This is a genomic window from Nitrospirillum guanabarense (assembly GCF_034653355.1).
Classification (GTDB): domain Bacteria; phylum Pseudomonadota; class Alphaproteobacteria; order Azospirillales; family Azospirillaceae; genus Nitrospirillum.
The window spans coordinates 98,122-116,820 of sequence record NZ_JAYEER010000003.1; the positions used below are offsets into that span (position 1 = coordinate 98,122).

Here is an 18,699-nt window from a genome sequence, read left to right on the forward strand (position 1 = left end):
CCCTCTCATAATTGCGCGAAGGAGGCCCCATATGGGACGGTGGACCTGAAACAGCCCGCTTAGCCCACGCTTGGACCAAGGACTTGAGCGCACCCATGAGCATCACGCCCACCCCTTCCCCCGCTGACGACGCCAATCCCCTTCTCGTCACGACCGGGCTGCCCGCCTTCGACGCGGTGAAGCCGGAGCATGTGGCCCCGGCGCTGGAGGCCGCCATCGCCCGGCACGACGCCGTGGTCCAGGCCATCGTCCAGGGGACCGACCGCGGCTTCGACGCCGTCTGCCGCGCCATGGAGCAGGCGGAGGCCGAGCTGTCCGACCTGTGGGCCACGGTCAGCCACCTGCACAGCGTGGCCGACACGCCGGAACTGCGCGCCGCCCACGCCGCCTCGCTGGAACGGCTGATCGGCTATTCCTCCGCCGTGGCGCAGAACCCGGACCTCTACGCCGCCTATGCCGCCGTGGACCAGGCGGCGCTGGGCCCGACGGAGCGGCGCCTGGTGGAATTGAGCCTGCGCAACTTCAAGCTGGGCGGCGTCGCCCTGCCCCCGGCCGAGCGCGAGCGCTTCGCCGCCCTGCAGGTGGAGCTGGGCCGGCTGCAAACCGCCTACAGCAGCGCCGTGCTGGACGCGACCGAGGCTTGGGTGGAGCACATCACCCATGAGGCCCTGCTGGCCGGCGTGCCGGAGGCGGACAAGGCCATGCTGGCCAGCCTGGCGGCGGCGCGGGGGCTGGAAGGCTGGGCCGTCACCCTGCACCAGCCGTCGGTGCGCGCCATCCTGACCTATGCCGACAACCGCGATTTGCGCGCCCGCGTCTACCGCGCCTATGGCACCCGCGCGTCGGACCAGGGCCTGAAGCCGGAGACGCTGGACAACAGCGAACGCATGGGCGCCATCCTGGCCCTGCGGCGCGAGGCGGCGGCGCTGCTGGGCTTCAAGGACCCGGTGGACCTGTCGCTGGCCACCAAGATGGCGCGCACCGGCGCCGAGGTCGTGGACTTCTTGCGCGACCTGGCCCGCCGCGCCCGCCAGCCGGCGGAGGCGGACAAGGCGCAGCTGGAGGCCTTCGCCCGCGACACCCTGGGCATCGACGCGCTGGAGCCCTGGGACAACGGCTATGTCGCGGAGAAGCTGCGCCAGGCCCTGCACAGCATCGACGACCAGAAGATCAAGACCTATTTCCCCCTGCCCCGCGTGCTGGACGGCCTGCTGGCCCTGCTGCGCGACGTCTTCGGCATCACGCTGACGCAGGAGGAAGGCACCCGCGTCTGGCACAAGGACGTGCGCTATTACACCCTGTCGCGCGACGGCGTGCCCTTCGCTGGGCTGTACATGGACCTGTTCGCCCGCACCGGCAAGAAGGGGGGCGCCTGGATGGCGGTGTGCCGCGCCCGCCTGAAGCGCCAAGACGGGACCCAACTGCCGGTCGCCTACCTCAACTGCAACTTCGCCCCGCCGGCGGGAGGCAAGCCCAGCCTGCTGAGCCATGGCGACGTGCTGACCCTGCTGCATGAGATGGGGCACTGCCTGCACCATGTGCTGAGCGAGGTCGACTACCCCTCCATCAGCGGCGTCACCGGTTTCGAGTGGGACGCGGTGGAGCTGCCCAGCCAGCTGCTGGAGAACTTCGCCTGGGACCGGCAGGTCCTGCGCTCCATGTCCGGCCATGTCGATACCGGCGAGCCCCTGCCCGACGACCTGTTCGACGCCATGCTGGGGGCCCAGCGCTTCCAGGCGGCCCTGGCCCTGCTGCGCCAAGTGGAGTTCGCGCTGTTCGACCTGCGGATGCACCTGGATGCCGGCATCACCGACGCCCAGGGCATCCAGGCCCTGCTGGAGCGGGTGCGGGCGGAGGTGGCGGTGCTGACCCCGCCGGAATGGCACCGCTTCGCCCACGCCTTCACCCACATCTTCGCCGGCGGATATGCGGCGGGCTACTACAGCTACCTGTGGGCGGAGCGCCTGTCCCTGGACGGCTTCGGCAAGTTCCTGGAGGGCGACAGGGCGGCGGCCGGCGAGGCCTTCCGCGCCCAGGTGCTGGCCGTGGGATCGTCCCGCCCCGCGCTGGACAGCTACATCGCCTTCCGCGGGCGCGAACCGGAAAACGACGCGCTGCTCAGGCGGTATGGGCTGGCGGCTTAAGCGGTGCCCTCAGACGGCGGGCGCGGCCATCCGGCCGCTTGCCTTCCTCACTTTCCAGTCCGCTACGCTCCCCGGAAAGCTCCGGCGCCCGCAGTCGCGGGCTACAATGGCGCGGGAATATTCCCGCGCCATTGGCTTTCTTGGAGCCAAGGTCAGAACAAGCGGCTGGCGGCCAGCACCAGGATCAGGCCGGTGACGGAGACGATGGTTTCCATCACCGACCAGGTCTTCAGCGTGTCGGCGGTACTGAGGCCCAGGTAGTTCTTCACCAGCCAGAAGCCCGGGTCGTTGACGTGGGAGAAGAACAGCGACCCCGCGCCCACCGCCAGCACCAGCCATTCCGGCGCCACGCCGGAGGTGGCCGCGACCGAGGTCAGGGCCCCCGACGCGGTGATGGTGGCGACGGTGGCCGAGCCGGTGGCCAGCCGGATCATCACCGCGATGCCCCAGGCCAGCAGGATGGGCGACACCGTCCCCTGCTGGGCGAAACGGGACAGGGTGTCGGCCAGCCCGGCCTCCACCAGCACCTGCTTGAAGGCGCCGCCCCCGGCGATGCTGAGCAGGATGCTGGCCGCCGGCGCCATGGCCTCATGCCACAGCGCGTCCCAGTCCACCGGCTTTCCCCCACCCCATGTTCCAGGGCTGAAGAAGGCGACCAGGGCCACCAGGTTGGCCAGCAGCAGGGCCACCGGCGGAGCACCCAGCAGGGACAGCACGGGCCCATGGCTCAGCGCCGGCACCGCCTTGGCGGCGATCAGCACCACCGGCAGCAGGATGACGACCAGCGCCGTCCAGGGTGAGGGCAGCGGCCCGTCCGGCATCTCGGCCCGGGCACCATCCCCGCCCGCGACATGGGGGGTGATCAAGCCGGCGAACACCGGCCCGGCCAGCACGGCGATGGGCAGGCCCAGCAGCACGCCCAGCACCAGGGTCGGCCCTACGCCAGCGCCCAGCTGGTCCACCGCGATGATGGGTCCGGGGTGCGGCGGCACCAGGGCGTGCAGCACCGACAGCCCGGCCAGGGCCGGCAGCATCAGCAGCAGGCGCTGACGCCCATCCCGGTCACCGGTGATGGGCAGGGCCGCGATGATGGGCAGCAGCAGCACCACACCCGTCTCGAAGAACAATGGCAGGCCCAGGACCAAGGAGGCCAGCAGGCAGCCCCAGGGCCGCCAACGCGGCCCCACCGCGCCCACCGTGGCATGGGCCAACGCGGCGGCGGCGCCGGAGACCTTGAGCATGGCCCCCAGGGTCAGGCCCAGGGCCACCACCAGGCCCGCCCCGCCCATGATGTCGCCGAAACCCTTCTGCAGGGCGCTCAAAGCCCGATCCGCCGCCATGCCCCGCGCCACCGCCAGGGCAAGCGCCGCGCACAGCAATGCCAGAAAGGGGTGCAGCTTCAGCCGGATGATGAGGACCACGGCCAGGGCGATGCAGCCGCCCGCCGCCAGGACCAGCCAGAGGTCGCCGCCTACCACGCGGCCGCCCCGCGTGGCCGGGAATCAGTCTCGTCCAACGCCATCGCCCATCCTTCCAGGCCGTTCACTCCCGGCCTGGAGCTTCGTTGGCGCCAGCGCTTTTGTCCACCGGTTCCCTAACGCTCACAGCGGTGCCAGCAGCCAGTGCAGGCTGAACAGGCCGTCCGGGTCCACCCACACTTGCATCGGCTCGAATCCGGCGGCGCGGGCCATGTTCTGGAAGGTGGCGGGCGCCAGCTTGTAGGAATCCTCGATATGGATGCGTTCGCCGGCGCGGAAATGGAAGAAGCGCCCGGCCACGGCGGCGCGCTGCTCGCGCTGGCTGATCAGGAAGATCTCGATCTTCGACTGTTGCTCATTGAAGTAGGCGTAATGGCGGAAGCCGGACAGGTCGAAGGTGCCGCCCAGCTCGCGGTTGATGCGGGCCAGCAGGTTCAGGGAGAAGGCGGCGGTGACGCCGGCGCTGTCGTTGTAGGCCGCCTCCAGCACCGCGATGTCCTTGGGGATGTCCACCCCCACCAGCATGGCGCCCCCCGGCAGCATGTTGGCGCAGCGGGCCAGGAAGGCGGTGGCCGCCACCGGCGTCAGATTGCCGATGGTGGAGCCGGGGAAGAAGCCCACGCGTCGCTTTCCCACCATGGGCAGCGACAAGGTCTGCTGGGTGTAATCGCCACAGACGGCCATGATCTCCACCTGCGGCATGTCCAGCGCCAGCGCCGCCGCCTCGCGGATCAGCTGGTCGCGGGAGATGTCGATGGAAACATAGGAGGCGGGGCGGTCCAGCGCGTTGAGCAGCAGGCGGCTCTTGCGGCCGTCGCCGGTGCCGAACTCCACCACCTGCGCCTCAGGCCCCGCCAGGGCCGCGATCTCCGGCCCCAGGTGCCGCAGCATCGCCAGTTCGGTGCGGGTGGGATAATACTCCGGCAGGTCGCAGATGCGCTCGAACAGGGCGGCTCCCGCGGCGTCGTACAGATATTTGCAGGGAATGCGGCGGATGGGGTGGGACAGTCCCGCCAGCACATCATCGCGGAAGCTGGCCGTGGCCGGCTCGAAATCCATGAAGCTCACGCGATCGATCACGTCCGTCACGGTCATGGCGTCGTCCTCGCAAGTCGAATGCCGGAGAATTGCCAGCGCGCGGCCGGCGGGAAGAAATTGCGGTAGGTCTTGCGCACATGGCCGGCCGGGGTGGCGCGCGACCCGCCGCGCAGCACCATCTGGCCGCTCATGAACTTGCCGTTGTACTCGCCGATGGCGCCATCGGGCGGGCGGTAACCGGGGTAGCCGGTATAGGCGCTGGCCGTCCATTCCCAGACGTCACCGTAGAAGCCGGTCGCAGTATGGGCATGGAAGCTGCCGTCGTCCCCGGGCCGCTGGCCCGGCTCGCCCGCCGCGATCTCCCACTCCGCCTCCGTCGGCAGGCGGGCGCCGGGCCAGCGGGTCTCGGCCCATTTGGCGTAGGCGTCCGCCTCATACTGGCTGACGTGGCAGACGGGTTCATTGGGATCGAGGGCGCGGACGCCGGACAGGGTCTTCACCTGCCACTCCCCCTCTTCCCCCCGCTGCCAGTACAGGGGCGCCTGCCAGTCCTGGGCCCGCGCGGTGGCCCAGCCATCGGACAACCAGAGATCCGGCCGGCGGTAGCCGCCATCGGCGATGAAGTCCAGGTACTCGGCGTTGGTGACCACGCGATCCGCGATCTCGAACGCCTCCAGCCAGACCTTATGGCGGGGCCCTTCATTATCGAAGATGAAGTCCTCCTGCCCCGTGGCGCCGATGGCGTACAGCCCGGCCGGCACGCCGCGCCACGCGACCTCGCCCACCGCCAGCGCGGGCGTGGCCGGCGGCGGGAACACCGCGGCCGGAAACGGGTGCAGCAGCAGGGCGTGCTTGATGTCGGTGATGATCAGTTCCTGGTGCTGCTGCTCATGCTGCAGGCCCAGTTCCAGCAGGGCGGCGGCGCGAGGGTCCGGGCCGCCCGCCAGCCAACCCTGCATGGCCTGGTCGACATGGGCCCGGTAATCCAGCACCTGCGCCACGGTGGGGCGCGACAGCAGCCCGCGCGCGGGCCGCGGCCAACGCTCCCCCACCCCCTCGTAATAGGAGTTGAAGAGGTAGCGGAAGCTGGGGTCGAAGGGCTGATAGCCGGGCACCAGCGCCGCCAGCAGGAAGGTCTCGAAAAACCAGGTGGTGTGGGCCAGGTGCCATTTGGTCGGGCTGGCGTCCGGCATGGACTGCAGCGTCTGGTCTTCCGGCGTAAGGCCCCCGATGCGGGCCAATGTTTCCTGGCGCACGGCGCGGTATCGCGCCTGGGCGTCGGCCGGCTGGTGGCGTCCCGGCAGGGGTGGGACCGGCAAGGGTAAGGACTGCACCGGCGATGCGGCGTCGGCGGATACCGGAACGGCGGAAGGCACAGGCAATGTCCCCCTGATGGAAAAGCCCCGATCGGATGGCCCAGCGGCCAGCCCCGTGATGAATGGAACACGCCGGCAATGCCGCCGTATTGCACGGAAAAGGCGCAATCACAAAAAACGCGCAACGCCCATAAGGTTAGGCCGCGCCAGCTTGATTGCAAGAAAGGGGATGGAAGAAACGGCCCCGGTGACACCGGGGCCGTTTTTCGCCACCAGGGATCAGCGGCTGCACAGCCGGGCCAGGATGAAGCCGGCCGCGCCAGCCAGCGCGATGGCTGTCAAGGGCCGGGCGGCCACGCGGGTGCTGACCTCCTGTACCGCGATGTCGCCCTTGGCCTTGGCCAAATCAGCCGCGGCGTAGGCGCCTTCGCGCAAGGCGTCGTAGGCGGTGCGGCCAGCCCGGCTCGCGGCGGCGGCGGTATCCGCCGCGATGTCCGAGGCCTTACCGGTCACGTCGTCGATGCTCATGCTAGCCATGGGACTGATCTCCTTATCGTCTCCGGGATTGGAATGATGGCCGACAACCCGCACCGGCGGTGATTTGTTCCACCGTTTTCCCCGAAACGGGTACCTCGGCTTGGGCCGTGGCCTTAACCCACTTTGGGCTTAACCCACTTTTCCGGGGCCTGAGGGACGCTCAAGTCCGCCCAAGGCCGACAGGGCGTCGCAAACCGCCTTCATCTGATCGGCTGTCTGGCCGGGGGTGCCGCCGGTCATGCTTTCCTCCGACGCCACCATCAGCAACTGCAGGTCATGTTCCCAATGCTGCAGCAGCTGGATCTTCTGTTCACGGGTGTACTGGTCGGACACGACGATGTCGTGCGGCCGTTCGAAGTGGCTGGAGACGTCGCCCAACAGGCGACCCATGTCTTGGCTCGTCATCTTGTCCTCCGTCGGTGGGCGTGGGACAGGGGTGCGAGAGGTCTGAGCGTCAGGCGTTGCCTGTCAGCACCAGGACCAGCACGACAATCAACACCAAGCCCAGCAACCCACTGGGGCCGTAGCCCCAGCCGCTGCTGTAGGGCCAGCTGGGCAGGGCGCCGATTAACAACAAGATCAAAATAACCAACAGGATGGTTCCGATCATGAGAGGCCTCCTGAACAGGGTTCGCGGGTCAAATCCCTGACGAACTCAACCGCGCCGGCAGTCATTTGTTCCGACTTGGACAGTCGGCCCCTGCCTGAGACTTCGGCCATGCAAGCGAAGCTTTGGCCGGAACGCCCCTTGGCGGAACAGGGGCGCGCCCTTGGCGGGGAACAAAGACGCCGGAGCCTGATTTAGACTGCACACCGGAAGCCCGCCGCCAAGGCCGGGTCCACTGCCCCGAACGGCCCCGGGCATCGATGAGATGAAGGGACATCGTCATGCAGCTGTTGTTCTGCGTCGGCTTGGGCGTCGTCTTAGGCCTGGTCTGCGGCAGGATCGTCAACGGCCGGCCGGGATTCTTCACGGTGGAGGCCCTGCTGGGCGCCATCGGCGCTGTCATGGGCGCCTTTTCCTTCGGCGGCCTGGGCGTGCCCGCCACCGCCCCCGTCTTCCTGCACACGTTGCTGCTCGCCGCCTTCGGCGCCCTGGCCGCGATGATCACCCTCTACTCCATCCTCCTCGCCGTCTATTGGAGCAGCGCGCTGCTACGCGAATATGGGGACAGGACACAGGAAGGCGTGGATGCGCCACAGCCCGCGGCCCTGCCGGCCGGCCCCCCACAGGCTGCCGCGGCCCGGCGGATGGAAACCACCATCGGCATTTGAAGCATCTAACCAGCGGAGGACACCCATGCCCGCCAAATCCCAGTCCCAGCAGAAGGCCGCCGGCGCGGCGCTGGCCGCCAAGCGCGGCGAGATGAAGAAGAGCGAGCTGAAAGGCGCCTCGCGCTCCATGGAGAAATCCATGAGCGAGAAGGAACTGCATGACATGGCCTCGACCAAGCGCAAAGGCAAGGCGGAACACGTGCGCCACTAAGCGCAACGACCCTTGCGCATCGGTGGGGCCGGGCGGCGACGCCCGACCCCTCATTCCTGCCGCCGTGCCGCCTTTCCCGGCCCTGCCCCCTTGCTGGCACCGTTCAGAACGGTATAGTCGGTGTCATGATCCGCCTGCCTTTGTTTCCCCTGCTGGCTTTCCTCACCCTCGTGATCCTGGTCACGGGCTGGTCGGCGCCTGCGCGGGCGCACGAGTGCGGACGGGCCGTTGCCGTGGTCGCGACGGTCGCGGCGGCGCCCGCCGCCATCCCGACCGTGGCGACCGCCGCCCATGATTGCCATGAGGCAGCCGACTGCTGCTGTGCCGCCGGCATGGCCGGCTGCGCCACCGCCTGCGCCGGCGTCCTGATGCCGGGCACCCTGCCGGACGCGAGGCGCACCGCCGCACCACTGGTGCTGATGCCCGCAGGGGACAGCCTGGGCGCCGGCTTGGCCCTGGCGCCCGCCTTGGGGCCGCCCAGACACGACCGCATCGCCTGACGCCCGGACAGCCCCGAGGGGGCTGCCGGCGCGTCCTCCCGCGACCGGTATTCCCTTTCGTCCGAGCTTTCCCATGCCCAACACCCTTGCGCGCGCCGCCTTGCTGGCGGCCGTGGCGGGATGCACGCCCCTGGCGCCCCCCGCCTTTCCGCCGGCCACCGGCGCCGCCGACGCCAACGCCCCGGTGACGCCCTGGACCCGCCCCGCCGCCCCCGTCGAGACGGTCCCCGCGCCGGTTCCCGCCCCCACGCCCGCTGGCCCCATGCCCGCCATGGACCACAGCCAGCATCACGGGGGGACGCCATGACCGCCGCCCTGCCCATGCGCTTGATGCCGCTGATGCTGGCGGGCGCGCTGGCCGGCTGCGCCACCGTCCCGCCCGAGGCCGGCTTCCCGGACGTGCAAAAGCAGGTGGAAGCCCGCCTGCCCCACCGTGTGTCGTGGAACCGGGATGCCGCCGCCGACGCCCAGGCCGCCCAGGCGGTGGCGGACCTGCTGACCCGGCCGTTGACGGCGGACGGCGCCGTGCAGGTGGCCCTGCTGAACAATCCCGGCCTGCAGGCGACCTATGAGGATTTGGGCGTGGCCCAGGCCGACCTGGTGCAGGCCGGCCTGCTGCGCAATCCCATCCTGTCGCTGGCGACCGAGTTCCCCACCAAGGGGGCGGAGCCGCCCAAGCTGGAATTCAGCGTTGTCGCCAACTTCCTGGATCTGCTGTGGCTGCCCGCCCGGCGGAAGGTGGCGGCGGACCGGTTCGAGCAGGTGAAGCTGACCGTCAGCGCCGAGGTGGTGGAGCTGGCCGCCGAGACCCGGGCCGCCTATCTGCGCCACCGCGCGGCGCTGGAGGAGGCGCAGACCCTGGCCCAGGCGCAAGAGGCCGCCCAGGCCGCCTATGACCTGGTGGCGCGCCTGCATCAGGCCGGGAATGTCAGCGACCGCCGTCTGGCCACCGAACAGGCGGCCCTGGAGGAGGCCAGGGTGGAAAGCCTGGAAGCGGCCGGCGAGGTCACCGCCACGCGGGAAACGCTGAACCGCCTGATGGGCATCTGGGGAGCGCAGGCGCAGTGGAGCGTGGCCGGTGATCTGCCGCCCCTGCCCCCGCGGGAGCCGGACCTGGCCGCCGTGGAGACCACGGTGATCGCTGGCAACCTGAAGCTGGACGCCGCCCGGCGGGCCACGGCGGCCAAGGCATCCGCCCTGGGCCTGGCCGACGCCGGCCGCCTGTGGACGGAGGGGGAGCTGGGCGTGGCCGGCGAGCGGGAGACCGACCGGTCCCTGGTGCTGGGCCCGTCCCTGACCCTGGCCCTGCCCCTGTTCGACCAGGGCCAGCCGGCCGTCGCCAAGGCGGAAGCGGAGTACAGGCAGGAGGCGCGGCGCACCCTGCAGCTGGCCGTGGATCTGCGATCGGAAGCGCGGGAGGCGCGCGACCGCCTGGTGCGGGCGCGTGACCTGGCGGACCACTACCTGCGCACCGTTCTGCCCCTGCAGGACCGGTTGGTCCGCCTGGGCATGGCCGAATACAACTACATGCTGACCAGCCCGTTCGAGGTCTTGGCGGCACGCCAGGCCCGCCTGACGGCCTATCGCCGCTACATCACCGCCGTGCGTGATTATTGGCTGGCCGACGGCGACCTGATCCGCCTGGCCGGCGGACGGCAGACCATTCCCCCCTCCAACACCGATGCAGCGGCCCAGCCGGGAGGCCCGTCATGACCACCAATTCCCCCCCGCCCCATCACCGTTGGGCACGCCGCCAGCTGCTGAAGTCCGCCGCCCTGATCGGCGGGGCCGGCGCCCTGCTGCGCGGCACGTCGGCGGCGGCGCAGGACCATGCGCATCACACCGCGCCGGCCACGCCGACACCCACCCCTCGCGCCGTGTCCGTGGGCCCGATGACCATGAACAGGAAGACGGTGGCGGCGTCGGTCACCCCACCGCGCCCGCCCAAGCTGGTGCCCGGCACCGACCGCCCGGCGACCATCACCCTGAATGGCGGCACCCTGCCCTTCGTCATGAAGGACGGGGTCAAGGAGTTCCACCTGACGGCCCATGAGTTCGAGCAGGAGTTCTGCCCCGGCTTCAAGGTCAAGGTCTGGGGCTACAACGGCAGCAGCCCCGGTCCCACCATCGAGGCGGTGGAGGGGGACCGCGTGCGCATCCTGGTGACCAACAAGCTGCCGGAGCCCACCAGCGTCCATTGGCACGGCGTGCTGCTGCCCTCGGGCATGGATGGGGTCAGCGGCCTGTCCGCCCCGCCCATTCCGCCGGGGGAGACCTGGGCCTACGAGTTCACCCTGCGCCAGCATGGGACCCAGATGTACCATCCGCATTTCGACGAGATGGTGCAGATGGCCGTGGGCATGATGGGCATGTTCGTCATCCACCCTCGGGACGCGGCCATCGGCCAGGTCGACCGCGACTACACCATGATGCTGCACGCCTGGGCCATCCACCCCGGCACCTCGCGCCCCGACCCGGCGGTGATGCTGGAGCATGACACCTGGACCATCAACGGCCGCGTCTTCCCGGCGGTGGAGCATCTGGTGGTCAAGACGGGGCAGCGGGTGCGCCTGCGCATCGGCAACGTGTCCATGCACGAGCATCCCATGCACATCCACGGCCACCACATGTGGGTGACGGGCACCGATGGCGGCATGATTCCGGAGGGCGCGCGCTGGCCCGAGACCACCATCCAGGTGCCGGTGGGCAGCACCCGCACGGTGGAGTTCGTGGCCGACAACCCCGGCGACTGGGCCTTCCACTGCCACAAGACCCATCACGCCATGAACACCATGGGCCACGACATCCCCAACTTCCTGGGTGTCAGCCAAGGCGAGGTGGCCCAGCGCCTGGGCGCGCAACTGCCGGGCTACATGCCCATGGGGCAGGGCGGCATGGGCGACATGGGGCAGATGGCCGGCATGATGCCCGGCCCCGCCAACACCCCGCCCATGATGACCGGCACCGGGCCCTATGGCGGCCTGGACATGGGCGGCATGGTGACGGTGATCAAGGTGCGCGACGAGGTGGCCGCCGACTACCGCGACCCCGGCTGGTACAAGGCGCCCAAGGGCACCATGGCCTGGAAGGTGGGGTGAGCTAAACGCGCGGGACGGGACCGGAGCCAGACGCCATAGTCGGCACGGTTCCGTCCCGTTCCCGCCTGGTCTCCATGCCTGACACCGCCGTTTCCGCCCGTCACAGCCGCGCCGTGACCTACTTGGTCGCGGGCGCCTTTTTCATGGAGCTGCTGGATGGCACGGTGATCGCCACCGCCATGCCCCAGATGGCACGGTCCTTCGGCGTGGCGCCGGTGGACATGAACATCGGCATGACGGCCTATCTGCTGGCCCTGGCCGTGTTCATCCCCATCAGCGGCTGGGTGGCCGACCGGCTGGGGCCACGCACCGTGTTCGGTGGCGCCATCGCCCTGTTCACCCTGTCGTCGGCGCTGTGCGGCTTCAGTTCCGGCCTGTGGAGCTTCACCGCCGCCCGAACCCTGCAGGGCCTGGGCGGGGCGGCCATGGTGCCGGTCGGCCGGCTGATCGTCCTGCGCGTCACCGAGAAGCGGGACCTGATGCGCGCCATCGGCACCATCGTCTGGCCCGGCCTGGTGGCACCGGTCCTGGGACCGCCCCTGGGCGGATTCCTCGTCACCTACGCCAGCTGGCCCTGGATCTTTTTCCTGAACCTGCCGCTGGGCCTGGCCGCCCTGGCGATGACCGCCGCCTGGGTGCCCAATGAGCGGCCCACCGCCATGCGGCCCCTGGATGCCACCGGCTTCCTGCTGTCGGGCGCGGCGCTGGTGGCCCTGGTCTACGGGCTGGACACGGCGGGCCAGGGGGCGCAGTCGTCCGGCCAGGCGATCGGCGGCATCGCCCTGGGCCTGGTCCTGTCGGCCCTGACCATCCGCCATTGCCGCCGTCATCCCACGCCCCTGTTCAAGCTGGACGCCCTGCGCCTGCCCACGTACGCCATCGCCGTCTGGGGCGGCTCGGTGCAGCGGGTGGCCATCGGCACCGTGCCCTTCCTGACGCCGCTGCTGTTCCAGACGGCGCTGGGCCTGGACGCGTTCCAGTCGGGCACGCTGGTGCTGTGCATCTTCGCCGGCAACCTGGCCATGAAGACGGTGACCAGCCAAGTCCTGCGCCGTTTCGGCTTCCGCCGGGTGCTGCTGGTCAACGGCGTGCTGATGTCGGTGTCGCTGGCGGCCTGCGGGCTATTCACGCCCGCCACGCCCAAGGCCCTGGTGGGCCTGGTGCTGTTCCTGGGCGGCCTGTTCCGGTCCATGCAGTTCACCAGCCTCAGCACCATCCAGTTCGCCGACGTGCCCAAGGAGGAGGTCTCGGCCGCCAACACCCTGGCCGCCATGCTGGGGCAGCTGACGTCCGGCCTGGGCGTGGTGGTGGGGGCGCTGGCCCTGAACCTGGGCGCCGTCCTGCGCGGCCACCCCCAAGGGCAGCCGGACCTGGCCGATTTCCACAACGCCTTCTTCATCATGGGGATGGTCGTGCTGCTGAGCCTCTACGACGCCTGGAAATTGACGCCCGACGCCGCGCAGAACGTCAGCGGGCACCAGCGCGCCTGACGGGGCGTCGATGAGGCGATGTCCATCATGTGGCGCGGCGCCGGCCGTCAGCCCCGCCCGGCGGGACCCCGGGTGCTGGCGCGGATGATCAGCCCGCCTTCCACCACCGCCCGCACCGGCGCGGCCTGGGGATGGGATATCTGGTCCAGGAGGGCGCCGACGACCATGGGCACCATGCGGTCGATGGGCTGGGAATATGTCGTCAGGTCGAAACTGGACCACGCGGCGGCCCCGACATTGTCGAAGCCGACGATGGACAGGTCACGGCCGGGGACCAGGCCGAACTCGAACCGCGCCACCTCCAGCCCGGCCATGGCCATGTGGTCGTTGGCGTAGAAGATGGCGTCCGGCGCCTGGCCGCTGGCCAGCAGGGCGCGGGTGGCAATCTTGGCGCCCACATGGTCGTAATGCCCCACGGCACGGGCGACGCCGTATCCCTGGGGTTCCAGCACGGCGCGGTACGCCGCCTCACGATCCCGGCTGGTGGAGGAGCTTTCCAGGCCGGCGACATAGCCGAAACGGCGGTGTCCCATGGCCAGCAGGTAGTTGGCGATGGCCCGGCCGCCGCCCTCGTTATCGCCGGTGACGCTGGACACGGTGGGGCTGTCGGTCTTGCAATTCAGCAACAGCACGGGGATGCCGGCCGCCCTGCACTCCTCCGCGAAGTGCGAGGACAGCATGACGGAGGCCAGGATGACCGCGTCGACGCGGTAGCTCAGCATGTCCGCCACCACCGGGTCGCCGCCACCGGGCGGGCTGGTGAACAGCAGCAGGCGGTAGCCTTCCGCCTGGAACGCGTGGGACAGGGCCTGCAGCAATTGCGGATAGAACTGGTTTTCGAGATAGCCCACCACCACGCCGATGGTCCTGGACCGCCGGGTGATGAGGGAACGGGCGATGAGGTTGGGGCGGTAGCCCAGCTCCGCCGCCGCCTTCAGGACGCGGTCGCGGGTGGCGGGGGCGATGCTGGCGCCCTTGGTGAAGGCACGGGACACGGCGGATTGCGACACGCCGGCGCGCGTCGCCACGTCATAGGCCGTGGGCAACGGCGCCACGCCCTCAAATCCCCGCACCGGCCGCTTCGCCACGCTGCCCCCACGCCTCATCCGCCCGGCCCCGCCCCGGACTTCTTCGGGGTCCGACTTTAAAGGGTCGACAGCGCGGATTCCACCAAGGCGTCCACCGTGCCGTCATGGCGGAAACCCGCCGCGTCCGCCGCTGGCGTCGACAGCGGCGGATGGGCGCCGAACGCCGCCTCCAGCCCGGCATCCGGGGCATAATCAACCAGGCCGGCGTCCATCCCCGTGCGGCGGGCGATCGCGGTGACCAGGTTCCCCATGGCAACGCGCAAAGCCGGCAGGGTGACGGCCCCGCCGACGGGCATGAGCGCGCTGTCGACGGTGGCGGCGTGCAGCAGGTTGTCGACGCAGCGGTCCAGCGACATGGCCCAGATGGTGGCGGCGGGCGACACCGGGCAGGTGTAGCGCCGCCCGTCGGCCAGGGCATGGAACACGTCGCTCATGAAGGCGGACTTCAGGCCCGTTGCCCCACCGGGCCGCGCCAGGATACCGGACAGGCGGATGGCCACGGGATCGACCAGGCCCCGGCGGCGGTAATCGTCCAGCGCCAGCTCCACCATGCGCTTGTGGGTGCCATAGGTCATGGCGGGCTGAAGCGGTGTCGCGTCATCGACCAGCGCCGGCATGGGGTGGCCCAGCACGGCGATGGTGCTGGTGTAGACCACGCGCGGCGGCGGCACCCTTCCCGCGTGCGCCGCGGCCACCGCCTCGATCAAATCCAGCGTGCCATCCAGGTTCACCTTGCGCGACAGCGCGGGATCGCGGGCCGCCGCCCCACCCGGCAATGCCGCCAGGTGGAACAACACATCGGCGCCATCCGCCACCAGCCGGGCGCGCACGCCGGCATCCGACAGATCGCCCGCCACCCGTGTCACGCGGATGTCGTCCAGCTCCGGCGGGTCCAAATCGGCCAGCACCAGCCGCTCCACCACCCGCCCCTCCAGGCCCTGGACTAGCAAGCGACGCGCCAGATGGCGGCCGACGAAACCGCCGGCACCGGTCAGTATGATCCTCATGGGATTCCCGCTTTCGCTTGGTTGGCTGTCTCAATCGGCCACGATAGCCCCGCCCCGCCCCACCGCATAAACGATAGGGCGGAGGCGTGGTATCGACGGCACCGAAGGATCAGACGCGCGCCTTTACAACCCGCTGGTCGATGCGGCCGAAGACGGACCGCCCATCGGCGCCAAGCACCTCGATGCTCACCGTGTCGCCGAACTTCATGAACGGGGTCTTGGGCGCCCCCTCCTGGATGATCTCGTATCCCCGCCGCTCGGTGATGCAGGCGGAGCCCACCTTGTCCGGCTGCCCTTCCGAGGTGGTGCCGAAGCCGATGATGGTGCCGGCGCGCAGACGGCGGGTGCGGGCGGCGTGCGTCACCAACTGGCCATAGCGGTAGTCCATGGCCCCACCGCTGGGCCGACCGAACATCTTTCCGTTCCAGGCGGTCAGGACCCGCAGATCCACCAAGCCATCCCGCCACGCGCCGCCTAGTTCATCCGGCGTCACCGCCACGGGCGCGAAAGCCGTGGACGGCTTGGCGTGGATCAGACCGAAGCCGCGCTTCATCTCCCATGGCTGCAGGGCGCGCAGGCTCCAGTCGTTGGCCAGCATGACCAGGCGCACGGCGTCGCGGGCGGTGGCCTCGTCCGCCCCCATGGGGACGTCGCCCACGACGATGGCGAACTCCGCCTCGAAATCGATGCCGTCCTCGTCACTGACGAAGGATGCCTCACCCCGCGGCGGCAGGAAATCATCCGACCCGCCCTGGTACATGATGGGGATGACGTCGGCCTGGGGGATGGGTGGGATGTTGAAGGCCCGATCCAGCAGGCGGCCGTGCGCCAGGTAGGAGGAACCGTCCAGCCATTGATAGGCGCGCGGCAGGGGCGATTCCGCCTGGGCCTGGTCAAAGGGAAAGGTGCCGTTCACTTCTCCGGCGTCGAGGGCGTCGGACAGCGCCGCCAGCCGGGGCGCCACCGCGTCCCAGCGGTCCAGCGCCGCCTGCAGGGTGGGAACGATGCCGCCCGCGTCAACGGCGCGGGCCAGGTCGCGCGACACCACCACCAGGCGGCCGTCGCGGCTGTCCACCGACTTGTACGTCGCGAGTTTCATGGCTCTGATCCTTGGTTCGAGTCCCTCAGGCGCCGGGCGCGGCCGTCCGGCACTTCAATCGGCGGTCCAGCCGCCGTCGATCACCATGGCCGTGCCGGTCATGAGGGCCGACGCGTCGGAGGCCAGGAACACCACCGCCCCCATCAGGTCCTGCACCCGCCCCAGCCGGCCCAGCTTGATCCTGGCCAGCACGCTGGCCAGGAAGTCCTTGTTCTCGAAGAAGGGGCGGGTCAGCGGTGTTTCGATGAAGGTGGGGCAGATGGTGTTGGACCGGATGCCGTGCGGCGCGAGATCAAGCGCCATGGCCTTGTTCAGCCCCTCCAGCCCCCATTTGGAGGCGCAGTAGAGCGTGCGGGTGGGCCCGCCCACATGCCCCATCTGCGAGGACATGTGGATCAGCGACCCGCCCCGGCCAGCGTTGACCATGCCGTCCGCCACCGCCTGGGCCACAAAGAAGGCGGCCTTGAGGTTCAGATCCAGCACGGCGTCATAATCATCCTCCGTCACCTGGGTGAAGGGCTTGGGCCGGTTGGTGCCGGCGTTGTTCACCAGGATGTCGAAGGATGGCTGGTCCGCCAGCGCGGCCCGGACGCCGGCCGTGTCGCCCACATCCAGCGCCAGGGCCTCCGCCGAGCCGCCCTGCTCCCGGATGGCCGCCGCCACCGCCGCGATCTCGTCGCCCGAGCGGGCGGAGACGACGACGTGGGCACCGGCATCGGCCAGGGCGGCGGCGCAGGCCGCGCCTATCCCCCGGCCCCCGCCCGTCACCAGGGCGCGCCTACCCTCCAGGCGGAAGGTCGGGGTACGCGGCAAGCTGGTCATGGCGGTCACTCGGCGGCGGAGAGGGCGGGCACCGCGCTGGCATAGGGCACGTTGCGGCGGCCGTAGCGGCGGACACGGATATTGGCCTGTTCGCCATGGCCGGCGAAACCCTCCAGCGCGCACAGGCGGGAGCAATACTCGCCCACCAGGGCCGACGCCTCGTCCGTCAGCACCCGCTGGTAGGTGCAGGTCTTGATGAACTTGCCCACCCACAGGCCGCCGGTGTAGCGGGCGGACTTCTTGGTCGGCAGGGTGTGGTTGGTGCCGATGACCTTGTCCCCGAAGGAGACGTTGGTGCGGGCACCCAGGAACAGGGCGCCGTAGTTGGTCATGTGGGTCAGGAAATAGTCCGGGTCACGGGTCATGACCTGGACGTGCTCGGAGGCGATCTGGTCGGCGATGCGCACCATCTCCTCCTCGCTCTCGGCCACGATGACCTCGCCATGGCGGTCCCAGGCCTGACGGGCGATGTCGGCCGTGGGCAGGACGCCCAGCAGGCGCTCCACCTCCACCATGGTGTCGCGCGCCAGCTTTTCCGAGGTGGTCAGCAGCACGGCCGGACTGTCGGGCCCATGCTCGGCCTGGCCCAGCAAATCGGTGGCGCACAGCTCGCCATCCACCGTCTCGTCCGCGATGACCAGGGTCTCGGTGGGTCCGGCGAACAGGTCGATGCCGACGCGGCCGAACAGCTGGCGCTTGGCCTCCGCCACATAGGCGTTGCCGGGGCCGACCAGCATGTCGACCGGCGCGATGCTCTGCGTCCCCAGGGCCATGGCGCCCACCGCCTGGATGCCGCCCAGGCAGTAGATCTCATCGGCGCCGGCCAGGGCCTGGGCCGCGACGATGGCGGGCGCCGGCTTGCCATGGAAAGGCGGGGCGCAGGTCACCACCCGCTTCACCCCCGCCACCTTGGCCGTCACCACCGACATGTGCGCCGACGCCAGGAGCGGGTACTTGCCGCCAGGGACGTAGCAGCCGGCGGCGTTCACCGGCACGTTCCTGTGGCCCAGCACCACGCCCGGCAGCGTCTCCACCTCCAGGTCCCGCAAGGCGTCACGCTGGTGCTGGGCGAAGGTGCGCACCTGGGTCTGGGCGAATTCGATGTCCTTCAGATCCTGGGCCGACAGGCTATCGATGCAGGCCTGGATTTCCGCGTCGGTCAGGCGATAGCTGTCGCGATCCCACGTGTCGAATTTCACCGACAGCTCGCGCACCGCCGCGTCGCCCCGCGCCTGGATGTCCGCCAGGATGCCCTCCACGGCGTCCCGCACCTTCCGCTCGGTCTCCGCCACCACGGCCGCGTCCGCACCGCGCTTCAGCCACTGCGCCATCCTGGTATCCCTCTCCCTTATGACCGCCGGCCGCGGGGGCGCCCCGGTCGTGAATTCGAATGCAAAGAAATATGCGTCTGGGTGCGGCGCATGGTCAAATCAATAGGATTGATTGTTCATATCGGCGACACCGCTGCCGCGATGCTCTATGAATGCGGATGCATAGTGATGCCGGATGGGGGCCTCTTCCCACCGAACCGGGCGGCGGCACCGGGAAATGGTGCGGCACCCAAACTAACCGCGCGCGAAAATGCGCCGCGACAAA

19 protein-coding genes are annotated in these 18,699 nt (G+C 69.9%); 8 read left to right on the forward strand and 11 right to left on the reverse strand.

The annotated features are described in order from the left end of the window. Positions 1-95: 95 nt before the first annotated feature. A complete protein-coding gene (locus tag UAA55_RS09810) occupies positions 96-2,144 on the forward strand; it encodes a M3 family metallopeptidase (RefSeq protein ID WP_322952511.1) in 2,049 nt (682 codons plus the stop codon). Between the two features lie 152 nt (positions 2,145-2,296). Here the strand turns inward: UAA55_RS09810 and UAA55_RS09815 are convergent, their stop codons facing one another. The 6 genes from UAA55_RS09815 to UAA55_RS09840 all read right to left on the reverse strand — a co-directional run bounded on the left by UAA55_RS09815 (position 2,297) and on the right by UAA55_RS09840 (position 7,123). Continuing rightward, a complete protein-coding gene (locus UAA55_RS09815; protein ID WP_322952512.1) occupies positions 2,297-3,622 on the reverse strand; it encodes a GntP family permease in 1,326 nt (441 codons plus the stop codon). A gap of 123 nt (positions 3,623-3,745) precedes the next feature. Then, positions 3,746-4,717, reverse strand: a complete 972-nt coding sequence (gene egtD, locus UAA55_RS09820; protein ID WP_322952513.1) for an L-histidine N(alpha)-methyltransferase — start codon at positions 4,715-4,717, stop codon at positions 3,746-3,748. Next, the gene (gene egtB / locus UAA55_RS09825; RefSeq protein WP_322952514.1) at positions 4,714-6,036 is read right to left on the reverse strand and encodes an ergothioneine biosynthesis protein EgtB; all 1,323 of its coding nucleotides are present in this window, start codon (positions 6,034-6,036) and stop codon (positions 4,714-4,716) included. Before egtB ends, egtD begins: the two co-directional genes overlap by 4 nt. Positions 6,037-6,255: 219 nt before the next feature. After that, positions 6,256-6,513 carry a hypothetical protein gene (locus tag UAA55_RS09830; protein ID WP_322952515.1) on the reverse strand — a complete coding sequence of 86 codons (258 nt, stop codon included), beginning with the start codon at positions 6,511-6,513 and terminating at the stop codon, positions 6,256-6,258. A 129-nt stretch (positions 6,514-6,642) separates the two neighbouring features. Then, on the reverse strand, positions 6,643-6,918 hold the full coding sequence (locus UAA55_RS09835) for a hypothetical protein (protein ID WP_322952516.1): 276 nt from the start codon (positions 6,916-6,918) through the stop codon (positions 6,643-6,645). A gap of 49 nt (positions 6,919-6,967) precedes the next feature. Then, entirely contained in the window at positions 6,968-7,123 is a 156-nt protein-coding gene (locus UAA55_RS09840; RefSeq protein ID WP_322952517.1) for a DUF3309 family protein, read from the reverse strand. Positions 7,124-7,401: 278 nt separating this feature from the next. On the opposite strand from UAA55_RS09840, the gene UAA55_RS09845 reads away from it, so the two are divergent. From UAA55_RS09845 to UAA55_RS09875, 7 genes are all read left to right on the forward strand, one after another. Beyond that, positions 7,402-7,788 carry a hypothetical protein gene (locus tag UAA55_RS09845; RefSeq protein ID WP_322952518.1) on the forward strand — a complete coding sequence of 129 codons (387 nt, stop codon included), beginning with the start codon at positions 7,402-7,404 and terminating at the stop codon, positions 7,786-7,788. Positions 7,789-7,813: 25 nt separating this feature from the next. Next, positions 7,814-7,999: a DUF3008 family protein gene (locus UAA55_RS09850; RefSeq protein WP_322952519.1), complete on the forward strand. Its 186-nt coding sequence runs from the start codon at positions 7,814-7,816 to the stop codon at positions 7,997-7,999. A gap of 125 nt (positions 8,000-8,124) precedes the next feature. Next, a complete protein-coding gene (locus UAA55_RS09855) occupies positions 8,125-8,499 on the forward strand; it encodes a hypothetical protein (protein WP_322952520.1) in 375 nt (124 codons plus the stop codon). 73 nt (positions 8,500-8,572) lie between these two features. Further along, entirely contained in the window at positions 8,573-8,806 is a 234-nt protein-coding gene (locus UAA55_RS09860; protein WP_322952521.1) for a hypothetical protein, read from the forward strand. After that, complete coding sequence (locus UAA55_RS09865; RefSeq protein ID WP_322952522.1) at positions 8,803-10,212, forward strand: TolC family protein; 1,410 nt, start codon at positions 8,803-8,805, stop codon at positions 10,210-10,212. Before UAA55_RS09860 ends, UAA55_RS09865 begins: the two co-directional genes overlap by 4 nt. Further along, entirely contained in the window at positions 10,209-11,597 is a 1,389-nt protein-coding gene (locus tag UAA55_RS09870) for a multicopper oxidase family protein (protein ID WP_322952523.1), read from the forward strand. The genes UAA55_RS09865 and UAA55_RS09870 overlap by 4 nt, the downstream gene beginning before the upstream one ends. Before the next feature lie 74 nt (positions 11,598-11,671). Next, positions 11,672-13,087, forward strand: coding sequence for an MFS transporter (locus tag UAA55_RS09875; RefSeq protein ID WP_322952524.1), 1,416 nt, complete (start codon positions 11,672-11,674; stop codon positions 13,085-13,087). Positions 13,088-13,134: 47 nt separating this feature from the next. Here the strand turns inward: UAA55_RS09875 and UAA55_RS09880 are convergent, their stop codons facing one another. The 5 genes from UAA55_RS09880 to hisD all read right to left on the reverse strand — a co-directional run bounded on the left by UAA55_RS09880 (position 13,135) and on the right by hisD (position 18,434). Beyond that, on the reverse strand, positions 13,135-14,175 hold the full coding sequence (locus UAA55_RS09880) for a LacI family DNA-binding transcriptional regulator (protein WP_322952525.1): 1,041 nt from the start codon (positions 14,173-14,175) through the stop codon (positions 13,135-13,137). A 56-nt stretch (positions 14,176-14,231) separates the two neighbouring features. Beyond that, complete coding sequence (locus UAA55_RS09885; RefSeq protein WP_322952526.1) at positions 14,232-15,182, reverse strand: NAD-dependent epimerase/dehydratase family protein; 951 nt, start codon at positions 15,180-15,182, stop codon at positions 14,232-14,234. A 109-nt stretch (positions 15,183-15,291) separates the two neighbouring features. Beyond that, on the reverse strand, positions 15,292-16,281 hold the full coding sequence (locus tag UAA55_RS09890) for a fumarylacetoacetate hydrolase family protein (RefSeq protein ID WP_322952527.1): 990 nt from the start codon (positions 16,279-16,281) through the stop codon (positions 15,292-15,294). A gap of 54 nt (positions 16,282-16,335) precedes the next feature. Continuing rightward, entirely contained in the window at positions 16,336-17,103 is a 768-nt protein-coding gene (locus tag UAA55_RS09895; RefSeq protein WP_322952528.1) for an SDR family NAD(P)-dependent oxidoreductase, read from the reverse strand. 5 nt (positions 17,104-17,108) lie between these two features. Then, positions 17,109-18,434 (reverse strand): histidinol dehydrogenase, encoded by a 1,326-nt coding sequence (gene hisD, locus UAA55_RS09900; RefSeq protein WP_322952529.1) that lies wholly within the window; start codon positions 18,432-18,434, stop codon positions 17,109-17,111. Between the last annotated feature and the right edge of the window lie 265 nt (positions 18,435-18,699).

Excerpts from the sequence above, each read along its gene's own strand:
- UAA55_RS09810 (WP_322952511.1), top strand. The coding sequence starts at position 96 with ATGAGCATCACGCCCACCCCTTCCCCCGCTGACGACGCCAATCCCCTT.
- egtD (WP_322952513.1), bottom strand. The coding sequence starts at position 4,717 with ATGACCGTGACGGACGTGATCGATCGCGTGAGCTTCATGGATTTCGAG.
- UAA55_RS09830 (WP_322952515.1), bottom strand. The coding sequence starts at position 6,513 with ATGGCTAGCATGAGCATCGACGACGTGACCGGTAAGGCCTCGGACATC.
- UAA55_RS09835 (WP_322952516.1), bottom strand. The coding sequence starts at position 6,918 with ATGACGAGCCAAGACATGGGTCGCCTGTTGGGCGACGTCTCCAGCCAC.
- UAA55_RS09840 (WP_322952517.1), bottom strand. The coding sequence starts at position 7,123 with ATGATCGGAACCATCCTGTTGGTTATTTTGATCTTGTTGTTAATCGGC.
- UAA55_RS09845 (WP_322952518.1), top strand. The coding sequence starts at position 7,402 with ATGCAGCTGTTGTTCTGCGTCGGCTTGGGCGTCGTCTTAGGCCTGGTC.
- UAA55_RS09850 (WP_322952519.1), top strand. The coding sequence starts at position 7,814 with ATGCCCGCCAAATCCCAGTCCCAGCAGAAGGCCGCCGGCGCGGCGCTG.
- UAA55_RS09855 (WP_322952520.1), top strand. The coding sequence starts at position 8,125 with ATGATCCGCCTGCCTTTGTTTCCCCTGCTGGCTTTCCTCACCCTCGTG.
- UAA55_RS09860 (WP_322952521.1), top strand. The coding sequence starts at position 8,573 with ATGCCCAACACCCTTGCGCGCGCCGCCTTGCTGGCGGCCGTGGCGGGA.
- UAA55_RS09865 (WP_322952522.1), top strand. The coding sequence starts at position 8,803 with ATGACCGCCGCCCTGCCCATGCGCTTGATGCCGCTGATGCTGGCGGGC.
- UAA55_RS09870 (WP_322952523.1), top strand. The coding sequence starts at position 10,209 with ATGACCACCAATTCCCCCCCGCCCCATCACCGTTGGGCACGCCGCCAG.
- UAA55_RS09875 (WP_322952524.1), top strand. The coding sequence starts at position 11,672 with ATGCCTGACACCGCCGTTTCCGCCCGTCACAGCCGCGCCGTGACCTAC.
- UAA55_RS09885 (WP_322952526.1), bottom strand. The coding sequence starts at position 15,182 with ATGAGGATCATACTGACCGGTGCCGGCGGTTTCGTCGGCCGCCATCTG.
- UAA55_RS09890 (WP_322952527.1), bottom strand. The coding sequence starts at position 16,281 with ATGAAACTCGCGACGTACAAGTCGGTGGACAGCCGCGACGGCCGCCTG.
- UAA55_RS09895 (WP_322952528.1), bottom strand. The coding sequence starts at position 17,103 with ATGACCAGCTTGCCGCGTACCCCGACCTTCCGCCTGGAGGGTAGGCGC.
- hisD (WP_322952529.1), bottom strand. The coding sequence starts at position 18,434 with ATGGCGCAGTGGCTGAAGCGCGGTGCGGACGCGGCCGTGGTGGCGGAG.